This is a genomic window from Pseudomonas sp. R28(2017), assembly GCF_002112505.1.
GTDB lineage: Bacteria > Pseudomonadota > Gammaproteobacteria > Pseudomonadales > Pseudomonadaceae > Aquipseudomonas.
This window is the reverse complement of the sequence record NZ_NEHW01000023.1, coordinates 14,679-34,342: the sequence shown is the minus strand read 5'-3', so window position 1 is coordinate 34,342 and position 19,664 is coordinate 14,679. Positions and strand designations below refer to the sequence as shown.

Below are 19,664 nucleotides of genomic sequence, written 5' to 3'. Positions count from 1 at the left end.
GGCGATCTCCAGGCAATGACAAAGGCGCTCAAATTGCGCCTGCACGAGCACCTCGTGCAGGAGGAATTCCGCCTAGGGACGGGCGTCCGCCGTCGGCCGGGAAGGCCCTGATTCCGGGGTGTTCAGCTCGTGCTGGGTAAGCCGCAGGGCAAGCGCTTCGAAGGCTTGCTCGGTATCCCGACGCAGTTGTTCGCAGCGCTGGGCATAAGCGCCACTACCCAATGCCTCTTTGCCTTCGTCCAAGGCGTCCAACTGCTTGTCGAAATGCTCGGCAATCTGCTTGAACGGCTCGGGGTATCGCTCACGCAGGTACGCGATCCAGTAATCGCGCTGACTGATGTAACGCACCCGCTCATCACTCGCTTCAGCAGCAAGGACTGCCTGGAAGGCTCGATCCAGATCGCTTTGCGCCACACCGGCAATCGCACCAAATTGCAGGGTCTGCGGCTGCCCGATCAGACTCAGTCTGCCCGCCAGGCCCGTGCGGTAGGCCAGATTGACCTCGACCTCATCCAGGCCAGGCTCGCTTGGCTCACGCACCAGGAACTCGTTACGCGCAAAGCTTTCGACCTGATCGAGACGGAAAAGGCGCTGGGCCAGCTGCAAGCGCTCGTCACGCGTGGCGAGCGCAGTCCCCCCGCAAGTCACCTGGAGAACCCGCATGCGCACCTCGAGCTGGCTGAAACAGTGCGCCACGCTGTCGACACAGGTTCGGGGATCTGCAGCCCGTTCGAACAGTTCCTCACGGATCAGCGCGCTGTTATTCGCGGCGTCGATCATCGACCACACCCTGCGCGACAGATCCTCCCTTGCCAGACGAAAATCCGAGCTCTCGATCAGTTCAACCAGAAGCTGAAAGAACTGCGCGTTGCCGGGTTCGCCCTGCAAAGCATCCCATTGCGCGGCATGGGCCGCCTGCTCGGCATCGGCAAGGGTACCAAGCCACGCAGTTCGGGCTTGCAAGGGCGTGGCGCCGCCCGCTGGCACATCCTCGATCACCTGGCCTGGGGCATGGAGACGCTCACGGTCAGCCACGGCCAACGGGTTGCCGTCGACCCACACCGCCCGGCGCAAGGCCAGCGGTGCTTCCAGCAGCTCCTGGGGCAGGCTGGCTATCTGGTTGCCGCGCAGGTCGGCATATTCGAGCAGGCCACACCACGCCAGCCCCCTTGGCACGGCGTGAAGCCCCGTCCGACTCAGATGAAGCTCACGCAGGCGCGATAGCTGGTTGAAGCTCAAGCTGATCGAGCCCAATGTGTTTTCACTCAAGTCCAGAACGCGCAGGCGGCCCAGGCCGGCCAACGCCTCGACGTGTGGCTCCGTCAGGCGAATCCGGTTGCGCGGCAGGCGCAGGTGGCGCAGGTGGGACAACCCGGCCAGGCCTTCCGGAATTGCCCGCAAGGCATTGTTGCTCAGGTTCAGCCGGCGCAGTTCGGGGAAGCTGTGCAGAAAACCGGCGGGTAGCGACTCCAGGCGCAGCCCGATCAGCACCATGTCAGTGATGTGGGCAAAGTCCGTACCCACCGGCAAGGCAGGCAAACTGCCCGTCGGCACACCGACGAGGCGCAGCCGCATGCCACCTGGCTGACCGTTGCTGTAGATCACCCGCTCGCCCTCAAGGCGCCAGGCCCGCAGAAAAGCATCGGCAACCGCTTGCCGGTGACCACGGCCGGGGTCGGCAACGGCGTCAGCCCAGAGCCGTAAACTTTGCGCAAGCTGTCGATAGTCCTGCTCTTGGCGCAAGAGCGTGGCATAGACCGACTGCGACTGGGTCAACAACAATTGCAGGTAGCGTTCTATCTCTTCATCGTCGAATGACGGATAGAGGCTACCGATACGGCGGCGCAGAATCGCCCCCTGCCCAGGGCTTGAAGGCCCTCGCCCACTGAGCAGATAGCCCACTCGCCCATCGTCCAGGCGATGCATGGCCGATGCCACAGGCCGGGACTCGCGCCAGCCAAGCAGCCGTATCAGCTCCAGGCGCTCGCGTGGCAGCCATGCCTGTAATGATGTCCGGATAAGCCCAGCGGCGTTTTCTCCGGTCCACCCTTGCTGTTGCAGGAAAGCGGATGGCAAACAGGCTGCAAGCACCTCGAAAAGCCCCTGAGGCTTCGCAACTTCGATTTCGCTGGCACGGCCCATGGCGTCGAACAGTTCGAAGCTGCCGTCACGCCAGACCATTTCCGTCACGCGTTGCGCACCTGCGCCCTCAGGGAACAGCCGCTCCAGCACCGGCCCCGTAGCCGAACGCTCACGCAGTAGCAGATTCACACTGCCAGGGGTCAAACCGCGGCGACGGAGCAAGGAGAACGCCAGGGTTACCCCATCGGCACGGTAGCTGTTATGCAGAAAGAGCACTTCGCGCGCCCGGGTCAGGCGGGCCTGCTGCAGGACGCCACGGGCCCGCTCGGCCAATGCCAGCGGCACGCGCGCCGCACTTACCATGCGTTCGCGCAGTTCGGCACCGGCGCTCTTCAGCAAATCCAGCGCGTAAGCATCTGGCAACCCGGGGAAGCTGCCCTTGAGCGTGGCCAGCAGCGGATCATGTGCAAGGTAACCCTCGGCGAAATGCTCCAGCATCGGCCCGCGCAGCGCCTCGGCCGACTCAAGGATCGACTGCAATTGCTCTGTCAGGCTTTCCCCTTGCAGTTTCAATCTGTCGATAGACCACTGCAACGCTTCGGTGTCGTCACCAAGCACATCCGCTTGCGCGAAGAACGCATCGACCCGGGCATCGGCAGCAAAGCGCTCCAACGTATCGCGCAGCGTGATGGGCAACGGTCGCCCTTCTACCCACAACCCACGCAAATGCGCCTCGTCGATGTCCGCGACCACCAGCATTTGCCCGATCCGCGCCGAATCAAGCTGCGCAGCGCCCGGCCACAGGCGCTTGAGCATCATCTCGGCGCCCTGCCACGCCAGCGGCCGCTCCCAGGCAAGCCGCCAGGCACGCTCGCCATTGCTTTCCAGTGCGGGCCCGAACACCCCGGGCCCGTCGCGATGCAGCAATCGCCAAGTACCCGCCGCATCGCGGCGTACCCGGTAAAGCACACCGTCGCGCCGCCACCAGTGCGCCTGGCCATCACTGAGCAGGCCATTGTCCAGTTCGGTCAGCGAGCCCGGGGTCGAGGGCTGCTCGTAAGGCTGCAGCGCATGGCACCACAGGCGTTGCTCGCCCGTCTCGGTGGCAACCGGCTCCAGTTGCTCGACGAAAGCACTGCGCAGCACCCTTGCACCACCTGCGACGCCAATGCCGGTGACCAATGTCGCGACGAGCTCGAGCAGGTGCTCCACCGCCTCATGCTGGTGGCCCTGCGCCCAGTCGCCGCCCCCCTCGAACACGTCGGCGAGCACCTGCCGGGTCAGATCAGCCAGCAACAGCGCGCCAACGACAGGTACGAACAGCCCTACTACATTCAGCAGCACCAGCCCCGCCGTTTGCAGTGCCTCCAATCGCGCTGCCGACGCGCTGGCATTGGCCTTTGCCGTCGGCACAGCCAGGAAGGCCGCGTCCGCCAAGATACGTTGCACATGGGCGTCAGCCAGGTCAGTGAAGCGCTCACCTGCTGCGGTCACCAGCCCAGGCTCCAGGTCCGGCTCATCATCCTCAAGGCGCTTGCGCAGCAGTAGCTGATAGTCCAGTTGGCCTGCCAGGCTAATGCGTCGGGCAAGCGCCTTGCGGAAATCGGCACCGCTCATGCGCCTGGCCAGGGCGCGGTTCGCCGATGGCCAATCGTCGAAACGGTGAAAGGGTTGTTCATGGTCATCTGGTAGATAGAGCAGCACAGCCTGCACGCGGTCCGGATTGAAAATCAGGCCAGGTATACCGCTCACGGTGCCGGTCAATTCAAATGCCAGCGCACCATTCACTGTCTGACCGAGCACCTTCAAGGCACCCATGCCCAGGCGCAGGCTCGAAGGCAATTGCACGGTTTCACCCTTGCCGATCTGGCGCAACATCCGCAGATCGCTGACTGCCAATTGGCCCTTCAAGCCAGCGATCTCGACTGCGGCGGCCAGGCACAACCGCGTATCCTCGGCCAACTGGCGCTTGAAGGCGGGCGTAAAGATTTGCTTCAGGTGCTCCTGGTAGGCTTTGCCCACATCCACCTTGCGGCACAGAGCGACGATGTCGTCGATCCGCTGAGTGAGGATCCTGTCGCCTTCACCGGCAGCCTGCACCTCACCGATCACAGCGGTCTGTTCGAAGTAGGACTCACCGTTCTTGAAGTTCTGCAGGAGCTTCTGCAACAGCGGCACAGTCACGAAATACGACTCGAAATTGCGCACCGTACCCTGGACCACCTCCAAGCGCCGGCGCTCCTCCCGCCACCGTGCCGTGCTCACATCGATATCCAGTTGCAGCTGGTCTTTGAGCGCCTGCTGCAAAAGACCGGCAGCGAAGCGCTCGAGCGGCTGCAGTTTGTGCAAGGCCAGCGCCATGGCCTTCTGGCTTTGCAGGTGCGCTGTCATGCAGGCACGCAAGGCCTCAATCTGTGCATGCGTGGCGCTTTTCAGCCATGAGGGCAAACGTTCGCCGATGAAGTCATCAGCCGGGTACAGCAGTTTCGCAGGGACCTGGTCGGGCATGGTCGATTACCTCAGGATGGTTCGACCTGCCAGCCTGCGCTTGCTCGGACCCACCCTGCAGCAGGAAGAACTGTCTCTTCAGCGCTGCGCCTGGTTCAGGGCCCGGTAGTGCCCCGGGTTGCAGCCGAACCATTTGCGAAATGCCTTGTAGAACGAGCTGCTGTCGGCAAAACCCAGGCGCTCGGCGATCTCCGCCATGGGCCGCTCACCCTGGCTGAGCCAGGCAATGGCCAACTCGCGCCGTACGCTGTCCTTGAGCCCTTGGTAGGTCTGCCCCTCCTCGCCCAGGCGGCGGCGCAGGGTCGAGGGTGACAAGCTCTGTTGCCGCGCCACGGCGTCGGCGTCGGGCCACGCCCCGGGGTCCAGGTGCAGCAGGTGGGTGCGGATGCGCCGGCCCAGGCTGGCCGGATCACGGTACTTGACCAGGATGTTGCCAGGCGCCTCGGCCAGAAACCGCTGCAGGTCATCGGCCGTGCGCCGCAGCGGCAGGTCGAGGCTATCGGCGGCGATGATCATGCGCGTACACGGGCGGCCGAACTGCAGGTTTTCGGAGAACATCACCCGGTAGTCATCGCAGAACGGCGGCTCCGCGCAGCGCAGGTCGATGGCCAGGATGGGAATGCGCCGCCCCGCCAGCCAACAGGCCACACCGTGCACGATCATCCAGAAGGTGAAGTAGGTGAAGGCACGCCGCGGGTCGTCACGCGGCTCGTTGATCACGATCTCGGCCAGGCTCTGCTGCCGCACCAGGCCCGGCTGCAAGTCTTCGAGCATCAGTGCAAGAAACGCCAGCAGGGTTTCCAGGCCCTCGCCCAAGGTCGGCTGGGCCATGCTTGCCCGGCACATGAACGCCAGGCTGCCGCTGCGCAGGCCACGGGGGTCCATGGCGAAGAACTCGTCATTGCAGCGCCGCGCCAGCAGCCGCCAGAGGCTTGCATAGGATTCTGCGCTGACCCGGGCCTCTGGCCGTTCGAGTTGGCCGATATCGATACCGGCGCGGGCCAGCAGGCCAACATCGGGTTGCCCGGCCGGGCAGGTCTGCAACAGTGCCTCGCGCACCAGTTGCATGGAGATGGTGTCTTTTTCGCTCATCGGCCATCCAGTCTGCTCTATGCCGGCCATCTTAGGCCCGCCGGGGAAAAACGCCAGCCCCGCCTTACAGGCCGGCAGCCAGCCCCAGGAAGGCCTGGATCAGGCGCAGTTCTCGGCGCCGCTCCAGGCAGCCGAGCATGTGCTGATTGACCAGCCCCGCGCCGGCCAGCGGGCGCGCCACGACCCTCGGGTCATTGGCCACCTCGGTGGAGGACACCACGCCGATGCCCAGCTCCGAAGCCACCGCCTCGGTGACCGCCTCGCGGCTGTCCAGCTCCAGCAGCACCCTGGGCTGCACAGCCGCCTTGCTGCAGGCCTGGTCGAAGGTGCGGCGGGTGGTGGAGCTCGGTTCGCGCAACACCATGATCTGCTGATGCAGCTCGGCCAGCGGCAAGTCGCCCGTGCCGCTGGCCCAGGCATGCCCGACGGGCAGCAAGGCGCACAGGCGCGACTCGCAGAGGTTCTGCAGGTGCAGGCCCTTGCGCGGCTCGATCTCGGTCAGCACCGCAACATCGGCATGCTCACTGAGCAACGCACTCAAGGTTTCCTGGGCATTGCCCAGGCGCAGGTTGACGGTGATGCCCGGGTAACGTTCGCGCAGCAGGGCCAGCATCGGCATGACCCGGTGCGGGCCGTCGGCGGCCACTTCCAGGCGCCCGGTGAGCAACTGCCGGTTGGCTTCGAGCATGGCCTGGGCTTCCTCGGCCAGGCCGAACATGGCACGGGTGATGGCCGCCAGGCGCGTGCCCTCCTCCGTCAGTTCGACGCGCCTGGCCGTGCGCCGCAGCAAGGTGATCTGGTAGTGCTCTTCCAGCGCCTTGACGTGCCCGGTGACCGCCGGCTGGCTGATGAACAGACGCGCAGCGGCGCGGGTGAAGCTGCCTTCACGGGCCACGGCATCGAAAGCACGCAACTGGAACAGGTTCATATCTATCGGCCTGACTTATAGCTCGGATAACAACAAACAATTTGATTGATGGCAGAGCGAATTGCAACCTAGGCCCCGTAGTTTCACGCCACCGCTTGTGAGGAATAACGGAATGAGCAATGCACCAATTCTGCTGACCCCAGGTCCCCTGACCACTTCAATCCGCACCCGCCAAGCCATGCTGGTGGACTGGGGTTCCTGGGACCGCGACTTCAACCAGCTGACCGCCAGCGTCTGCGAGCAACTGCTGGCGATCATCGACGGCAGCGCCAGCCACCACTGCGTGCCTCTGCAAGGCAGCGGCACCTTCGCCGTGGAAGCCGCCATTGGCACCCTGGTGCCACGCGACGGCAAGGTGCTGGTACTGATCAACGGCGCCTACGGCCAGCGCCTGGCGAAGATCTGCAAAGTGCTGGGCCGCACCTTCAGCACCTTCGAAACCGCCGAAGACCAGCCCACCACCGCTGCCGATGTCGACCGCCTGCTGGCCGCCGACCCGGCCGTGACCCACGTCGCGCTGATCCACTGTGAAACCAGCACGGGCATTCTCAACCCACTGGCGGAAATCGCCCAGGTCATCAAAGACCATGGCAAGCGCCTGATCATCGATGCCATGAGTTCGTTCGGCGCACTGCCCATCGATGCCCGGGAAATCCCCTTCGAAGCACTGATCGCAGCCTCGGGCAAATGCCTGGAAGGCGTGCCCGGCATGGGTTTCGTCTTTGCCGAAAAAGCAGCCCTGGCCGCCGCCGAAGGCAATGCCCACTCGCTGGCCATGGACTTGCACGACCAGCACGCCTACATGGCCAAGACCGGCCAGTGGCGCTTCACCCCGCCGACCCACGTGGTCGCCGCCCTGCATGAAGCGCTGCAGCAATACAACGAAGAAGGTGGTCTGCCCGCCCGCCACCAACGCTACGCCGACAACTGCAAGGCGCTGCTCGACGGCATGGCCGCCATTGGCCTGCGCAGCTTCCTGCCGGCCGAGATCCAGGCACCGATCATCGTCACCTTCCACGCGCCGAAGGATGCCCGTTACCAGTTCAAGGACTTCTACGAGCGGGTCAAGGCCAAAGGTTTCATCCTCTACCCAGGCAAGCTGACCCAGGTCGAAACCTTCCGCGTCGGCTGCATCGGCGTGGTCGGCGCCGCAGGCATGCAGGCCGCCGTGAATGCCGTGGCCCAAGTGCTGCGGGAAATGGAAGTGCTGGACATCTAACCCTTTGCCCACCCGATTTCAGGAATAAGCGCACATGAACTACAGCAACCCCACCCAGCTGCAAGCCGCCATCCTCGACTGGGCCGGCACCGTGGTCGATTTCGGCTCCTTCGCCCCCACCCAGATCTTCGTCGAAGCCTTCGCCGAATTCGACGTGCAGGTTTCCATCGAAGAAGCCCGTGGCCCGATGGGCATGGGCAAGTGGGATCACATCCGCACCCTGTGCGACGTGCCGGAGATCGCCGAGCGCTACCGCAAGGTGTTCGGCCGCACCCCGACCGACGATGACGTCACCGCCATCTACAAGCGCTTCATGCCGCTGCAGATCGAGAAGATCGCCGTGCACTCGGCGCTGATCCCCGGCGCCCTGGACACCCTCACCGGCCTGCGCCAGGAGGGCCTGAAGATCGGCTCGTGCTCGGGCTACCCGAAGGTGGTGATGGACAAGGTAGTGGAACTGGCGGCGCAGAACGGCTACGTCGCCGACCACGTGGTGGCGACCGACGAAACCCCGAATGGCCGCCCGTGGCCGGCCCAGGCGCTGGCCAACGTGATTGCCCTGGGCATCGATGATGTGGCGGCGTGCGTGAAAGTCGACGACACCGTGCCGGGCATTCTCGAGGGGCGCCGCGCCGGCATGTGGACCGTGGCACTGGTGTGCTCGGGCAATGCCCTGGGGCTGACCTGGGAAGGTTACCGGGCCTTGAGCGCCGAGAAGCTGGAAAGTGAGCGCAAACGCATTCACCAGCTGTTTGCCGGTTCGCGGCCGCACTACCTGATCGACACCATCAACGAGCTGCCAGAGGTGGTTGCCGATATCAACCGCCGCCTGGCCAAAGGCGAGATGCCGCAGGCGTTCTGACCGTCGCGGTCGGACCGATGGCGGGCAAGCCCGCTGCCACAGGTTCACCCCTCACCTGTTGCAGCGGCTTTGCTCGTACGCTGCGCTCAGCCCCGGCTTCGCGCCAGGCTGCGGATGGCCTGCAAGGTGAGCTGTAACCTCAAGGCATGGGTATCGGCATCCAGCTCGTCGTCCAGCTGGACAAGATGGTGCTGGTACTCAGGCTCGCCCAATTGTGCGCGTTGCCCGGCGAGCAGGTTGCGCCTTTGTTGGTAGAGTTGAGCCAGATTATTGAAAGCATCAGCATTCACCAGTGCCAGGTAACGTTGCCAGAACTGGCGGCGACAAAGACTGGCAGCCAGGTTTTCATCCGTTTCGATTTCCCGTAGGCCTCGCGTTGCCGCCAGCAATTGCTCAGCACTTATCCGGCCGTCCTGCGACTCTCGCATCGCCAGGGGCTGCTCCGGCAGGTTCAAGCGTTGACGTAACCGCACCCGATAACCAAGGACGATGGCCGTTCGGTCTACAGGGTTGCGCAACGCCACACGCCGTGCGACTTCGCGTCTGGCGTGCTGGTCGAGAAACTCCAGACGCATCAACGCCCGCCCCAGGTCCAGCAGCTCGGTACCGCTTCCCACAGCCACACGGCCTGTCGCCCGCGCAACGCGCAAACGCAATGACAACTGGCTGAAGCGATCGATGGCCGCATTGTCGTCGGCCACCGGCTGCTCCATCAGCGCGTTGACAGCCTGACGAAATTCGGTATTGCTATCCCATTCGCTCAACACGGCCCATCCCCGCTCGAGCAGGTGCGACTGCGACCAGCTGAAACCGGCGAACTCAATCAGCTCGCCCAACAGCGCCACGAGCCTCGCCCCGGGTTCAGTTGCTTGCACCGCAGCCCAGAGATGACTACGAACCGTCGGGGCGTCGGCATCTTCGCCGACCCACCATTCACGTACAGCGATCGCCGACCGGGGCAATTCATGGGGCTCTTCAGGGACGTTTTCCAAGGCATAGAAACGTTTCACTGCCACGCTGCTCATCGGATTGCCGTCGAGCTGGACCACGCGACGAAACTCATAGGGCATCTGCAGCAAGACATCCGGGGCAGCCGGCAACTGGTTGTCACGCAAGTCTGCCACCTCGAGGAAACCGCAGAGCTCCAGCCCTGTCGGCCAGGTACCCAGGCGGCAGTTGCGCAAATAGAGGCGCACCAGGTGCGGCAGGTGATTGAACCTCATCGCGAATTGGCCGAGGGGATTTTGGCTCATGTCGAGATAGGTGAGGCGCGGCAACCCGGTCAATGCCTGCTGGGCTGCGGCATCGAGCCGAATACTGTTACGCGCCAGGCGCAGCTCGCGCAGCTCGGTGAGGTAGGCAATACCCGCTGGCACACGCAGCAAGGCATTGCCGGCCATGTTCAAGGCCCGCAGGTGAGTGAACGAGCCGAGGAATTGGGCCGGCACTTCGTTGATTGCCATGCCGCTTACCACCAACGAGGTGATGTAGGTGAAATCCAGTTTTAACGGAAACTCTGGGAGGGTAGTGATATTGAGGTCGGTCAAGGTCAGGCGCTGCCCTGCCACACCGTGATCGTTCGCGGGCATCGACTCGGCCTGCGCAGCCCAGGCCCTGCGCAGGCGCTGGACGACGTGCCCACGGATTTGCCGCCGGGCATCGTTGAGCTCGCTGCCTCGCCAGCGCTGCAGGGCCCTTTCCAGCTGCTCATGGTCGTCCTGCAACGCCGTCAAGAGCTCATACGCCGACTCCCGCCCTGCAAGCATGCGGTGCAGTTCGGCATCGATCTGCACCTCGCTCAAACCTGGGAAATACCGGCGCAGGCCATCTCGCAACACCTCCCTCGAGCGCCTGCGCTGGCCGGCACCACGCCCGCTGAGCAGATAACCGACGCGACCGTCTTCCAGGCGGTGCCCGGGGTTCATCCAGCGCTCCCGGTCGGGCCATTCCAGAAACCGTGCAATCTGTTCATGCGTTGCCGGCAGCTGCTCCAGGGCACGGGCTCGCAGCGCCTGAGCGACCCGTTCATCCCCCTCGATTCCCAGTTCAGCCTGCTGAGCGGACGTCAGCAATGCGGCGATAACTTCGAAGAGGTCCCCAGGGTCGCGCACAGTAACGGCAGCCTTGCTGCCGTCAACCTCGAAGACATTGAACTGCCCGTCCTGATATACCAGTGCCAGCCTGGGCGTCCCTTGCTCCTGCGCCACCAGGCTGGCCACGAAGCGACCGTCGAACTCCCCTTCACACAGGTTGATGTTGATGGTCTGCGGGCCCAGTTGATTGATCAATGCGAAGATCAACTCGCCTGTTTCAGTCGAGTACGCGCTGGCCAGGTAGAGGCCAGCCAAGGCTTTGCTGATCCTTGCCACGCGCAGCAACGAAGCCGCTTTGCTCGCCACCGCCAGGGGAAGCTTGCCGGTTCTTAGCGCTTCGTTGTGCTCAACCGTGCCGGCCTCGCTTTCCAGCTGCCTGGCAAAGGCATCTCCCAATCCTGGGAAATCCCTGTTCAGCAGCTTCAGCAGCGGCTCATTGCCAACCGGGCCCAGGTGCGTCAGATGCGCGTAGAGCTGCCCTCGCAGTTGCTGCTTTGCCGCCAGCACCTGTTCGATGCCTTTGTCCACATCGGGCAGGGCCTCGCACCATGCGAGCAGCTTCTCGTCCTGTTCATCGAGGCGTCTGGCCTGCAGATGCTCGAAAAACCGCCCGATCTGCTCATCCGCATCAAAGCTGCGCAGCGCTTCTCGAAGATTGACAGGCAGCACCCGGTTTTCCATCAGGATGCCACGCAGCTCGTCCTGATCGACCCCGGCCACGCTCAGTATCTGCTCGGCCCGCTGGGCGCCGACCATCGGGTGTTGCGGCCACAGCCGATCGAGCATCCGGCTGCTGTCATCCCACTCCCATGGCCGTTCGCAAATCGGCCGCCAGCAGCGCTGGTCGTTATGCAGCACGGCAGGCTCGTATGCCCCTGAACGCCGTTGATGGCGTAACCGATACGGGCCATCAGGGTCGGGCCGATGCACTTCATAGTAACGTGAACCGGCGCGCAGCCAGCGCTGCTTGCCATCGCCATACAGGCCATCGGGGCGCAGGACAATGTTCTCGGGTACCGACTCGTAAGGCATCAGGTTGTCGTGCCACAACCGCGCAACGCCGCTCTTCACATTGACCGGCTCCATGGCCGCAACCAGGGCACTGCGCACGGCACTCACGCCAATCACGGTTGCCGTGGTCGCAGCCAGTGCTTCAGCCACGCCCAGCATATGCTCCAACGCCTCATGCCGATGGCCCTCGTACCAGTCCTGTGCACCTTCGAAAACATCACTCAGGGTCTGCACCACCAGTTGCCCCAGCATCACGGCACCCACCACTGGGATGAACAGCCCGGCCAGATTGCTCAGGTTCAACCCGGCTGTCTTCCAGGCCTCGTGCCTGGCACGCGCGGCACGGGCATCGGCCTCATCGGTTGGCACCAGGAGTAACCGCGCATCGTCCTTGGTGCGCTTGACCTGGGCTATGGCCAGCGCCGCGAAGATGCTGCCCGAGACCACAACCCCTTGCATTTCAAGATCAGGCTTCGGGTCTTTCAGACGTTTGCCGAGCAGTTGGACAAATTCGGCACGGGTGCCCAGGCTGATCAACTGGGAAAAAAAGGAATGGTAGGTTTCGTCTTGCAACAACGTAGCCATGGCGCTGTTCATCGACGCTTCGTCATCGAAATAGCGCAAGGCCTGCAGCGGGTCGCCAGGCAAAAAGAGCAGGATGCCCTTCTGCTTGCTTTCCACATCGCGCAAGCGCACCAGCATCCCATCGCCAGCCACCTGACCGAGGACCTTCAATGTTCCGCCATAGGCGCGCAGCCCCGAATGCTGGAAATGTATGTCCTCACGGGTCATCTCGAGCAGGGCGACCTCGACTGCGGCTGATATGTCGCCTTTCATCGCTGCGATCTTGCTGGCCAGCGCGAGCCCGGAGCGCTTGTCGTCGGCCAGGATAGTGAGCGCAGCGGAATTGAACACCTGGTCCAGCTCGTTCTGGTAGTGCTTACCCGCATCCAGCTTTCGGCACTCGGATGCAAACTGCGCCGCCGAGATCGACAGGACGTCGTCGTGCCCAGGAGCAACCAGCCCGGATCCCTCATAAAATGAGCTATCCGCCTTGAAATTACTCATCAACCTCAAGATGCCGGAGGTGCGCGTAGCCCTGTAGCCAAACTGCTGCATGTCGCTACTGCCGAGCGTGCCGACCCACGGGGTCACCACCAGCCATTCAAGCTGTGAAAACGTCACCCCCTTGGGCAGAGGCTTGGCCAGTAGTGACTTGAGGTGTTTCTCGGCGAATACGTCCAGCGGTTCAAGCTTGAGGGTGAGCCCACGCAGGCGTGCCTGGCTGGCCTGGTGGGCATTGAAAGCGGCATGCAGCGCTGCCATCTGGCCGCGGGAGGCATGCCGCAACCAGGCCGGCAGCCTGGCACCGATAAAGTCATTGGTGGCGACGGCGATCTTTTCTTCGACCGAGCGCGTCGCCGCGCAATTGTGGGTCATGGTCACTCCAGCGGTCAGGTTCAGGAGTGCCAATACTGTTGCAAGCCATCGGTATCACTGCAGCTGGAATGGATACCGCTAACACCGCTGACAAGGCCGGGCCGGCCCTTCTCCAGGAGGCGGTTCAGACCGCCCGGTTCAGTTTCACCCAGGACGCGAACTTGTCGATGAAGCCCTGCAGGAACGGCCGCGTCTTGTCATTGAGTTTGCCACTGTCCTCGAACAGGCTCGCTGCCCCGCCAATATAGGCCTCGGGCATCTGCATGCAGGGCATGTCGAGAAACACCAGCGACTGGCGCACGGCATGGTTGGCGCCAAACCCGCCGATGGCCCCCGGCGAGACACTCACCACCGCCGCTGGCTTGCCACTCCAGGCGCTCTGCCCATAGGGCCGTGAGCCCACGTCGATGGCGTTCTTCAGGCCACCCGGCACCGACCGGTTGTATTCCGGGGTGACGAACAGCACCGCATCGCTGTTGCGGATCTCATCGCGAAAGCGCTTCCAGGCTGCAGGGACGCCCTCGGCCTCGACATCCTCGTTGTACAGTGGCAAGTCGCCGATCTCGACGATCTTCAGGGCAAGGCTGGACGGCGCCAGCTCCGAAAGTGCGCGGGCCACCTTGCGGTTGTAGGAATCCTTGCGCAAGCTGCCGACGACAACCGCTACCGAATACACCTGGCTCATGGCGATTTCCAACCTTTGCTGGGAAAAGGGTCGTCAGTAGTTATAGATGACCGTTCCTCGGCGGCCCGGTTTTTTTTCAATCGCCTGAAAACTTCCGGGGGCCTTTGACGGTCTATCCCTGCAGACATTTCCCACGTAATTCAGAGGTTTCCCCCCAAATGGCAGCAGTAATGGTCGGCCAATTCCACGCCCGTGACGCCGAAGGCCGTATCTACCCCGTCCATGAGTTCCAGGAGTCCACCCTCCAGGCGGACGGCAGTGCAGAGGGTGCCCCGATCACCACCTACCGCCTGGCCATCGGCGATCGCGTCAACCATCTGGGTGAAGACCGCTTCGAACTGGCACAGACCGGCGTCGAGATCATTCGCATTCCTTGATGCAATCCACCGTGTACTGGCCGCTTTCATTCTGCAGGCCATGCACATCGGCGACGAAGCCCGGGAAACCGCTGTTGAAGGCCCGGGCGAACGCCAGGTAGTCGAGGATCGAGCGGGTCGCTTCGGTGAACCGCTCGCCCGGCATGATCAGCGCAATGCCAGGGGGATACGGCACCAGCATCACCGCTGCAACCCGCCCCGGCAGTGCCTCGATCGGCACCGCTTCCACCTCTCCCCGCACCATCAGGTCATAAGCCCGCGCCGGGCTCACGGCCACTTCCGGCAAACGCGTGAACAACCGCTTGAGCTGCTTGGCCGTGGCATTGGCGCGGTAGCAGTCATGCAGCTGGTCGCACAAGTCGCGCAGGCCCAGGCCCTGGTAACGGGACGCATCGACGGCCACCACGCTGGGCAGGCAGGCACTGAGTGCACTGTTGCCGTCGTAATGGCGCTTGAACTCCAGCAGCTCGGTCAGCAAGGTACTCCACTTGCCCTTGGTGATACCCATCGAGAACAGTACGAGAAAGCTGTACAGGCCTGTCTTCTCCACCACCAGCCCGCGCTCCCAGAGGAACTTGCTGACCACGGCAGCAGGGATGCCACGCTCACCCAGCACGCCACCGGCACTGAGCCCGGGCATCACCAAGGTGACCTTCAACGGGTCGAGCAGCACGTAGTCGTCGTTCACCTCGGCAAAACCGTGCCACCCCGCACCCGGCTGCAGCAACCAGTCGTGCACGGCCAACCGATGGATGCCCTCCGCCGCTGGCGGCTGCCAGATGCTGAACCACCAGTCGTCTGCCGCGATGTGTTCACGCAGGTTGGCCAGGGCACGGCGAAAACTCAAGGCTTCATCGAACATCTCCTGCAGCAGCGAACGACCCGCCGGGCCCTCCATCATGGTCGAGGCCACGTCCAGCGAGGCGAGGATGCTGTATTGCGGTGACGTGGAGATATGCATCATGAACGCTTCGTTGAAGCGGTCACGGTCCAGTTGGCGCTGGGCGCCATCCTGCACGTGAATCATCGAGGCCTGGCTGAAAGCCGCAAGCAGCTTGTGCGTCGAATGGGTGCTGAACACCAGCGGGCTGCTCGCGCTGCGCGAAGTGCCCATGGCGTAGCGGCCTTCGAAAAAAGGGTGGAACGCCGCATAGGCGAACCAGGCCTCGTCGAAATGCAGCACCTCGACGCTGGCACCCAGTGCCTGCTTGATCATCCCGGCGTTGTAGCACAGCCCGTCGTAAGTCGAGTTGGTCACCACCACCAGCTTGATTCGCGGTTCACGCCCCTTGGCCAAGGGGTGGGCCTGTACCTTGGCCTGGATCGACTCAGGGCTGAACTCACTCAGCGGGATCGGGCCGATGATGCCCAGCTCGTTGCGCTCGGGGCACAGGTAGAGGGGGATGGCACCCGTCATGATGATGGCGTGGACCACCGACTTGTGGCAATTGCGGTCCACCAGTACCAGGTCGTCACGGCCGACCATGGCGTGCCAGACGATCTTGTTGGCCGTGGAAGTGCCGTTGATGACGAAGAAGGTGTGGTCGGCGCCGAAGTTTCGCGCGGCGCGAGCCTCGGCTGCGGCCAGAGGACCGGTGTGGTCGAGCAGTGACCCCAGCTCCGGGACCGAGACCGACAGGTCCGAACGCAGCGTGTTCTCGCCGAAGAACTGGTGAAACGCCTGGCCGACCGGGCTCTTGCGGTAGGCCACGCCACCGCCGTGGCCAGGCGTGTGCCAGGAGTAGTTGGACTGGGCCGTATGCTGCACCAGTGCCTTGAAGAACGGCGGCAGCAGGCCGTCGAGGTAATTGTGCGCAGCGCGCGCCACCTGGCGAGCGAGAAATGGCACGGTGTCTTCGAACAGGTAGAGGATGCCGCGCAACTGGTTGAGCTCGCTCATGGCCTCGGCGGGGGCGTTTTCCAGGGTGACCTGCTCGCCCAGGGCGAAGATCGGCAGGTCTGGTGCACGCAGGCGGGCCAGGCGGATCAGCTCGGCCATGTTCTGCAGCAGGTGGGTGTTGTCGCCGACGCCTTCGGCGGCGATCAGCATGCAGGCCAGGCCGTGGTGGGTGGTGGTGACCAGGCGCGCCTCGGCATGGTCGGCAGCCTTGATGATGGCAAAGCCGTCCTGGCTCAGCTCCTCGGCGATGCCACGGATGCGCTCGCCGGCGACGCTGTCGGCCTTGATCGCACGGTGGACGATGAGGATGGGGAACTTGAGGTCCTTGTACATCCGGCTACTACCTCCGCAGGACTGGTTGTCCTATTGAGGGTAGTAGGCCTTGTGCTGCCCGTGCCGGCCTCTTCGCGGGCAAGCCCGCTCCCACAGGAGTCATGCGATCCCTGTGGGAGCGGGCATGCCCGCGAAAGGGCCGGGTACAGGCTTGCGGATCAGCCAGCAGGTGTCTCGGTCAGGGTTTGCCACATGGACGGCCCACCCGCTGACTTGGCCACTGCCGCCAAGCGCTCGGCATGCGCCTCGAGTTCTTCGGCACTGGCCATGATCACCCGCCCCGGCGCCCGCCCGACGATGCGGCGGATCTCGCTGCCACCACCGCCCTGCCCCTCACTGTCCTCGGCCCCATGCCCGGCCAGCGACAGGCTGGTCTGGCCACCGGTCATCGCCAGGTAGACGTCGGCCAGCAACTCGGAGTCGAGCAATGCGCCGTGCAGCTCACGGCCGGAGTTGTCGATGTCGTAGCGTTTGCACAGCGCATCGAGGCTGTTGCGCTGCCCCGGGTGACGGGCACGGGCCAGCAGCAGGGTATCGAGGATGGTGCAGTGGTTGGCGATGTCGGCGCGGTCGCCCTGGCCCAGCAAGGCGAACTCGTTGTTGATGAAGCCAACGTCGAACGCCGCGTTGTGGATGACCAGGGTGGCGCCCTGGATGAACTCGAAGAACTCTTCGGCCACATCGGCGAAGCGCGGCTTGCCGACCAGGAACGCGTCGGTAATGCCGTGGACGTTGATCGCGCCCTCGTCACTTTCGCGGTCTGGCTGCAGGTAGACGTGGAAGTGCCGCCCGGTCAGGCGCCGGCCCATGACCTCGACACAGCCGATCTCGATGATCCGGTGGCCTTCGCTGACCGGCATACCGGTGGTTTCGGTATCGAGAATGACCAGGCGTTTATCTTGCTGCTGCTCCACGCGGGGCGCTCCAACTTGCATCGGTTACAAAGGCGGCGATTGTACCGCAGCTCAACGCTTGGCGCGCACTTCCTCGACGCCGCGGTTGGCCAGCTGGTCGGCGCGTTCGTTGCCGGGGTGGCCGATGTGCCCGCGCACCCACTTCCAGGTGACCTTGTGGCGGTTGACCTGCTCGTCGAGCAACTGCCACAGGTCGGCGTTCTTCACCGGCTCCTTGGCCGCGGTCTTCCAGCCGCGCTTCTTCCAGTTGGCCATCCATTCGTTGATGCCTTTCATCACATACTGCGAGTCGGTGGTCAGCACCACCTCGCACTCACGCTTGAGGGCCATCAGCCCCTGGATCGCGGCCATCAGTTCCATGCGGTTGTTGGTGGTTTCGCGCTCGCCGCCCCACAGTTCCTTCTCGACGCCCTTGAAGACCAGCAGGACGCCCCAGCCGCCCGGGCCGGGGTTGCCCTTGCAGGCGCCATCGGTATACATCTCGACGCTATCGCTCATGTACCACTCATGTTCAGTGCTTTTCGGTATCCGGGTTGGCGGCGGTGCGGTTGACCTTGGCCAGCGGCAGCGGCAACAGCTTGCCCATCGGCTCGCGGCGCACCTGGCGCAACGGCCGCAGGCCGACCACCATCTTGCGCGCCACCAGCAGGTAGACCCCGCCGCCAGCACTCTGCCAGCCCCCCGCCATCCGTTCCCAGCCTGCCAGGCGTTGCTGCCAGGCCGGCGAAGTGAGCGGCGGACGATAGCACCCGAAGCGGCGTTTCTCCAGCGCAAAGCCCAGCAGGTTGAGCCAGTCACCGACCCGTGACGGCGAGATGCAGCGCGCCTTGCGCAGGGCGCCATGGCTGAAGAAATGGCGCATGCCCCAGCCACTCCAGGGGTTGATGCCGACGATCAGCAGGTGCCCGCCGGGGCGCACCGCGCTGGCCGCCTCGCGTAGCAGGCCATGGGGCGACAGGCTGAAGTCCAGCCCATGTTGCAGCACCACCACGTCGGCGGCATGCTCGCTCAATGGCCAGGCCTGCTCCTCGCAGACGATCTCCACCCCCGGCAGCGGTGCGCCAAGGCGCACGTTGCGCTGCACCTGTGGCGCGCTGGGCGGCGCCTCGGCACAGGGGCCGTAGTGCACGAGGTAGCCACCGAAGAAGCGCCCGAGCTCTTCTTCCAGCAGTTTTTCCTCTTCCTTCAGCATCAGCTGGCCGAGTGGGCCGTTGAACCACTCACGGGCCAGGCTGATCAGCTCGACCCACTCCGGGTCGGCCTGAGCAAAGGCTTGGTCGGTCATTGCGCTCTCCCTCGAAGGTTCTCGCACCGCGCCATCGCGGCTAAGATGCCCTCATGTGCCACGCCTGGCGATACGGATCCGCACCATGATACAGATCGACGCTCTTCCCGCTTTCTCCGACAACTACATCTGGTTGTTACAGGATACTGCCAAACGCCGCTGCGCGGTGGTCGACCCCGGCGATGCCGGCCCGGTGGAGGCCTGGCTGGCCGCCAACCCCGACTGGGCGCTGGACACCATCATGGTGACCCACCACCACCATGACCATGTCGGCGGTGTCGAACGCCTCAAGCAGAAGACCGGTGCCCGCGTCTGTGGGCCGGCCCACGAGCAGATCCCGGGCCGCGACCTGGCGCTGGACGAGGGTGACCAGGTCAGCGTGCTGGGCGTGACCTTCCGGGTACTCGCCGTGCCGGGCCACACCCTGGGGCACATCGCCTACTACAGCGATGATCCGGCAACGCCGTTGCTGTTCTGTGGCGATACCTTGTTCGCCGCCGGTTGCGGGCGCATGTTCGAAGGCACGCCGGCGCAGATGCAACCTGCCCTCGCCCGCCTGGCAGCGCTGCCGGAACAGACCGAGGTGTACTGTGCCCACGAATACACCCTGAGCAACCTGCGTTTCGCCAAGGCCGTGGAACCCACGAACCCGCACGTTCTGCAGCGGTTCGATGAAGTTACCCGGTTGCGCGCAGACAATCGCATCACCTTGCCTTCGACCATCGGTCTCGAGCGCCTGACCAACCCCTTCCTGCGTACCGCTGAAACATTAGTTAAACAAAAAGCAGACGAATGGAAGGGACATTCAAACGACTCGCAGGTCACTGTTTTTGCTGCTTTGAGGTCTTGGAAGGACACCTTCTGATAACCTCAAGATATATCGCAACGGGTTCACAACGGTTGACCCAGGCGGGTGCGGTTTCTAGAATCGCCGA

The 19,664-nt window shown here is 63.9% G+C and carries 13 protein-coding genes; 4 read left to right on the top strand and 9 right to left on the bottom strand.

Going from position 1 to position 19,664, the window contains the following annotated elements:
• Positions 1 to 72 precede the first annotated feature (72 nt).
• The 3 genes from CAF78_RS26290 to CAF78_RS26280 all read right to left on the bottom strand — a co-directional run bounded on the left by CAF78_RS26290 (position 73) and on the right by CAF78_RS26280 (position 6,610).
• Positions 73 to 4,590, bottom strand: coding sequence for an NEL-type E3 ubiquitin ligase domain-containing protein (locus tag CAF78_RS26290; protein ID WP_085673002.1), 4,518 nt, complete (start codon positions 4,588 to 4,590; stop codon positions 73 to 75).
• A gap of 78 nt (positions 4,591 to 4,668) precedes the next feature.
• On the bottom strand, positions 4,669 to 5,682 hold the full coding sequence (locus CAF78_RS26285) for an AraC family transcriptional regulator (protein WP_085673000.1): 1,014 nt from the start codon (positions 5,680 to 5,682) through the stop codon (positions 4,669 to 4,671).
• A 64-nt stretch (positions 5,683 to 5,746) separates the two neighbouring features.
• Entirely contained in the window at positions 5,747 to 6,610 is an 864-nt protein-coding gene (locus CAF78_RS26280; RefSeq protein WP_085672998.1) for a LysR substrate-binding domain-containing protein, read from the bottom strand.
• Between the two features lie 112 nt (positions 6,611 to 6,722).
• Between CAF78_RS26280 and CAF78_RS26275 the strand changes: the two genes are divergently transcribed.
• Together CAF78_RS26275 and phnX are read left to right on the top strand one after the other, a co-directional pair.
• On the top strand, positions 6,723 to 7,829 hold the full coding sequence (locus CAF78_RS26275) for a 2-aminoethylphosphonate--pyruvate transaminase (protein ID WP_085672996.1): 1,107 nt from the start codon (positions 6,723 to 6,725) through the stop codon (positions 7,827 to 7,829).
• 34 nt (positions 7,830 to 7,863) lie between these two features.
• Positions 7,864 to 8,691, top strand: coding sequence for a phosphonoacetaldehyde hydrolase (phnX, locus tag CAF78_RS26270; protein ID WP_085672994.1), 828 nt, complete (start codon positions 7,864 to 7,866; stop codon positions 8,689 to 8,691).
• Between the two features lie 86 nt (positions 8,692 to 8,777).
• Here phnX and CAF78_RS26265 read toward each other — a convergent pair whose 3' ends face one another.
• Positions 8,778 to 13,235, bottom strand: coding sequence for an NEL-type E3 ubiquitin ligase domain-containing protein (locus tag CAF78_RS26265; protein ID WP_085672992.1), 4,458 nt, complete (start codon positions 13,233 to 13,235; stop codon positions 8,778 to 8,780).
• Between the two features lie 124 nt (positions 13,236 to 13,359).
• Positions 13,360 to 13,920: an NADPH-dependent FMN reductase gene (locus CAF78_RS26260; RefSeq protein ID WP_085672990.1), complete on the bottom strand. Its 561-nt coding sequence runs from the start codon at positions 13,918 to 13,920 to the stop codon at positions 13,360 to 13,362.
• A gap of 158 nt (positions 13,921 to 14,078) precedes the next feature.
• Here CAF78_RS26260 and CAF78_RS26255 point away from each other — a divergent pair, with 158 nt between their 5' ends.
• Positions 14,079 to 14,297: a hypothetical protein gene (locus CAF78_RS26255; RefSeq protein WP_085672988.1), complete on the top strand. Its 219-nt coding sequence runs from the start codon at positions 14,079 to 14,081 to the stop codon at positions 14,295 to 14,297.
• On the opposite strand, the gene CAF78_RS26250 is transcribed toward CAF78_RS26255, so the two are convergent.
• The 4 genes from CAF78_RS26250 to CAF78_RS26235 form a co-directional block, all read right to left on the bottom strand.
• Entirely contained in the window at positions 14,281 to 16,530 is a 2,250-nt protein-coding gene (locus CAF78_RS26250; RefSeq protein WP_085672986.1) for an Orn/Lys/Arg decarboxylase N-terminal domain-containing protein, read from the bottom strand. The two genes, CAF78_RS26255 and CAF78_RS26250, sit on opposite strands and share 17 nt — an antisense overlap.
• 158 nt (positions 16,531 to 16,688) lie before the next feature.
• Positions 16,689 to 17,444, bottom strand: a complete 756-nt coding sequence (dnaQ, locus tag CAF78_RS26245; protein WP_085672984.1) for a DNA polymerase III subunit epsilon — start codon at positions 17,442 to 17,444, stop codon at positions 16,689 to 16,691.
• 51 nt (positions 17,445 to 17,495) lie between these two features.
• On the bottom strand, positions 17,496 to 17,942 hold the full coding sequence (gene rnhA / locus CAF78_RS26240) for a ribonuclease HI (RefSeq protein WP_054884018.1): 447 nt from the start codon (positions 17,940 to 17,942) through the stop codon (positions 17,496 to 17,498).
• Positions 17,943 to 17,955: 13 nt separating this feature from the next.
• A complete protein-coding gene (locus CAF78_RS26235; protein WP_085672982.1) occupies positions 17,956 to 18,729 on the bottom strand; it encodes a class I SAM-dependent methyltransferase in 774 nt (257 codons plus the stop codon).
• An 85-nt stretch (positions 18,730 to 18,814) separates the two neighbouring features.
• Between CAF78_RS26235 and gloB the strand changes: the two genes are divergently transcribed.
• Entirely contained in the window at positions 18,815 to 19,594 is a 780-nt protein-coding gene (gene gloB, locus CAF78_RS26230) for a hydroxyacylglutathione hydrolase (protein ID WP_085672980.1), read from the top strand.
• Positions 19,595 to 19,664 lie beyond the last annotated feature (70 nt).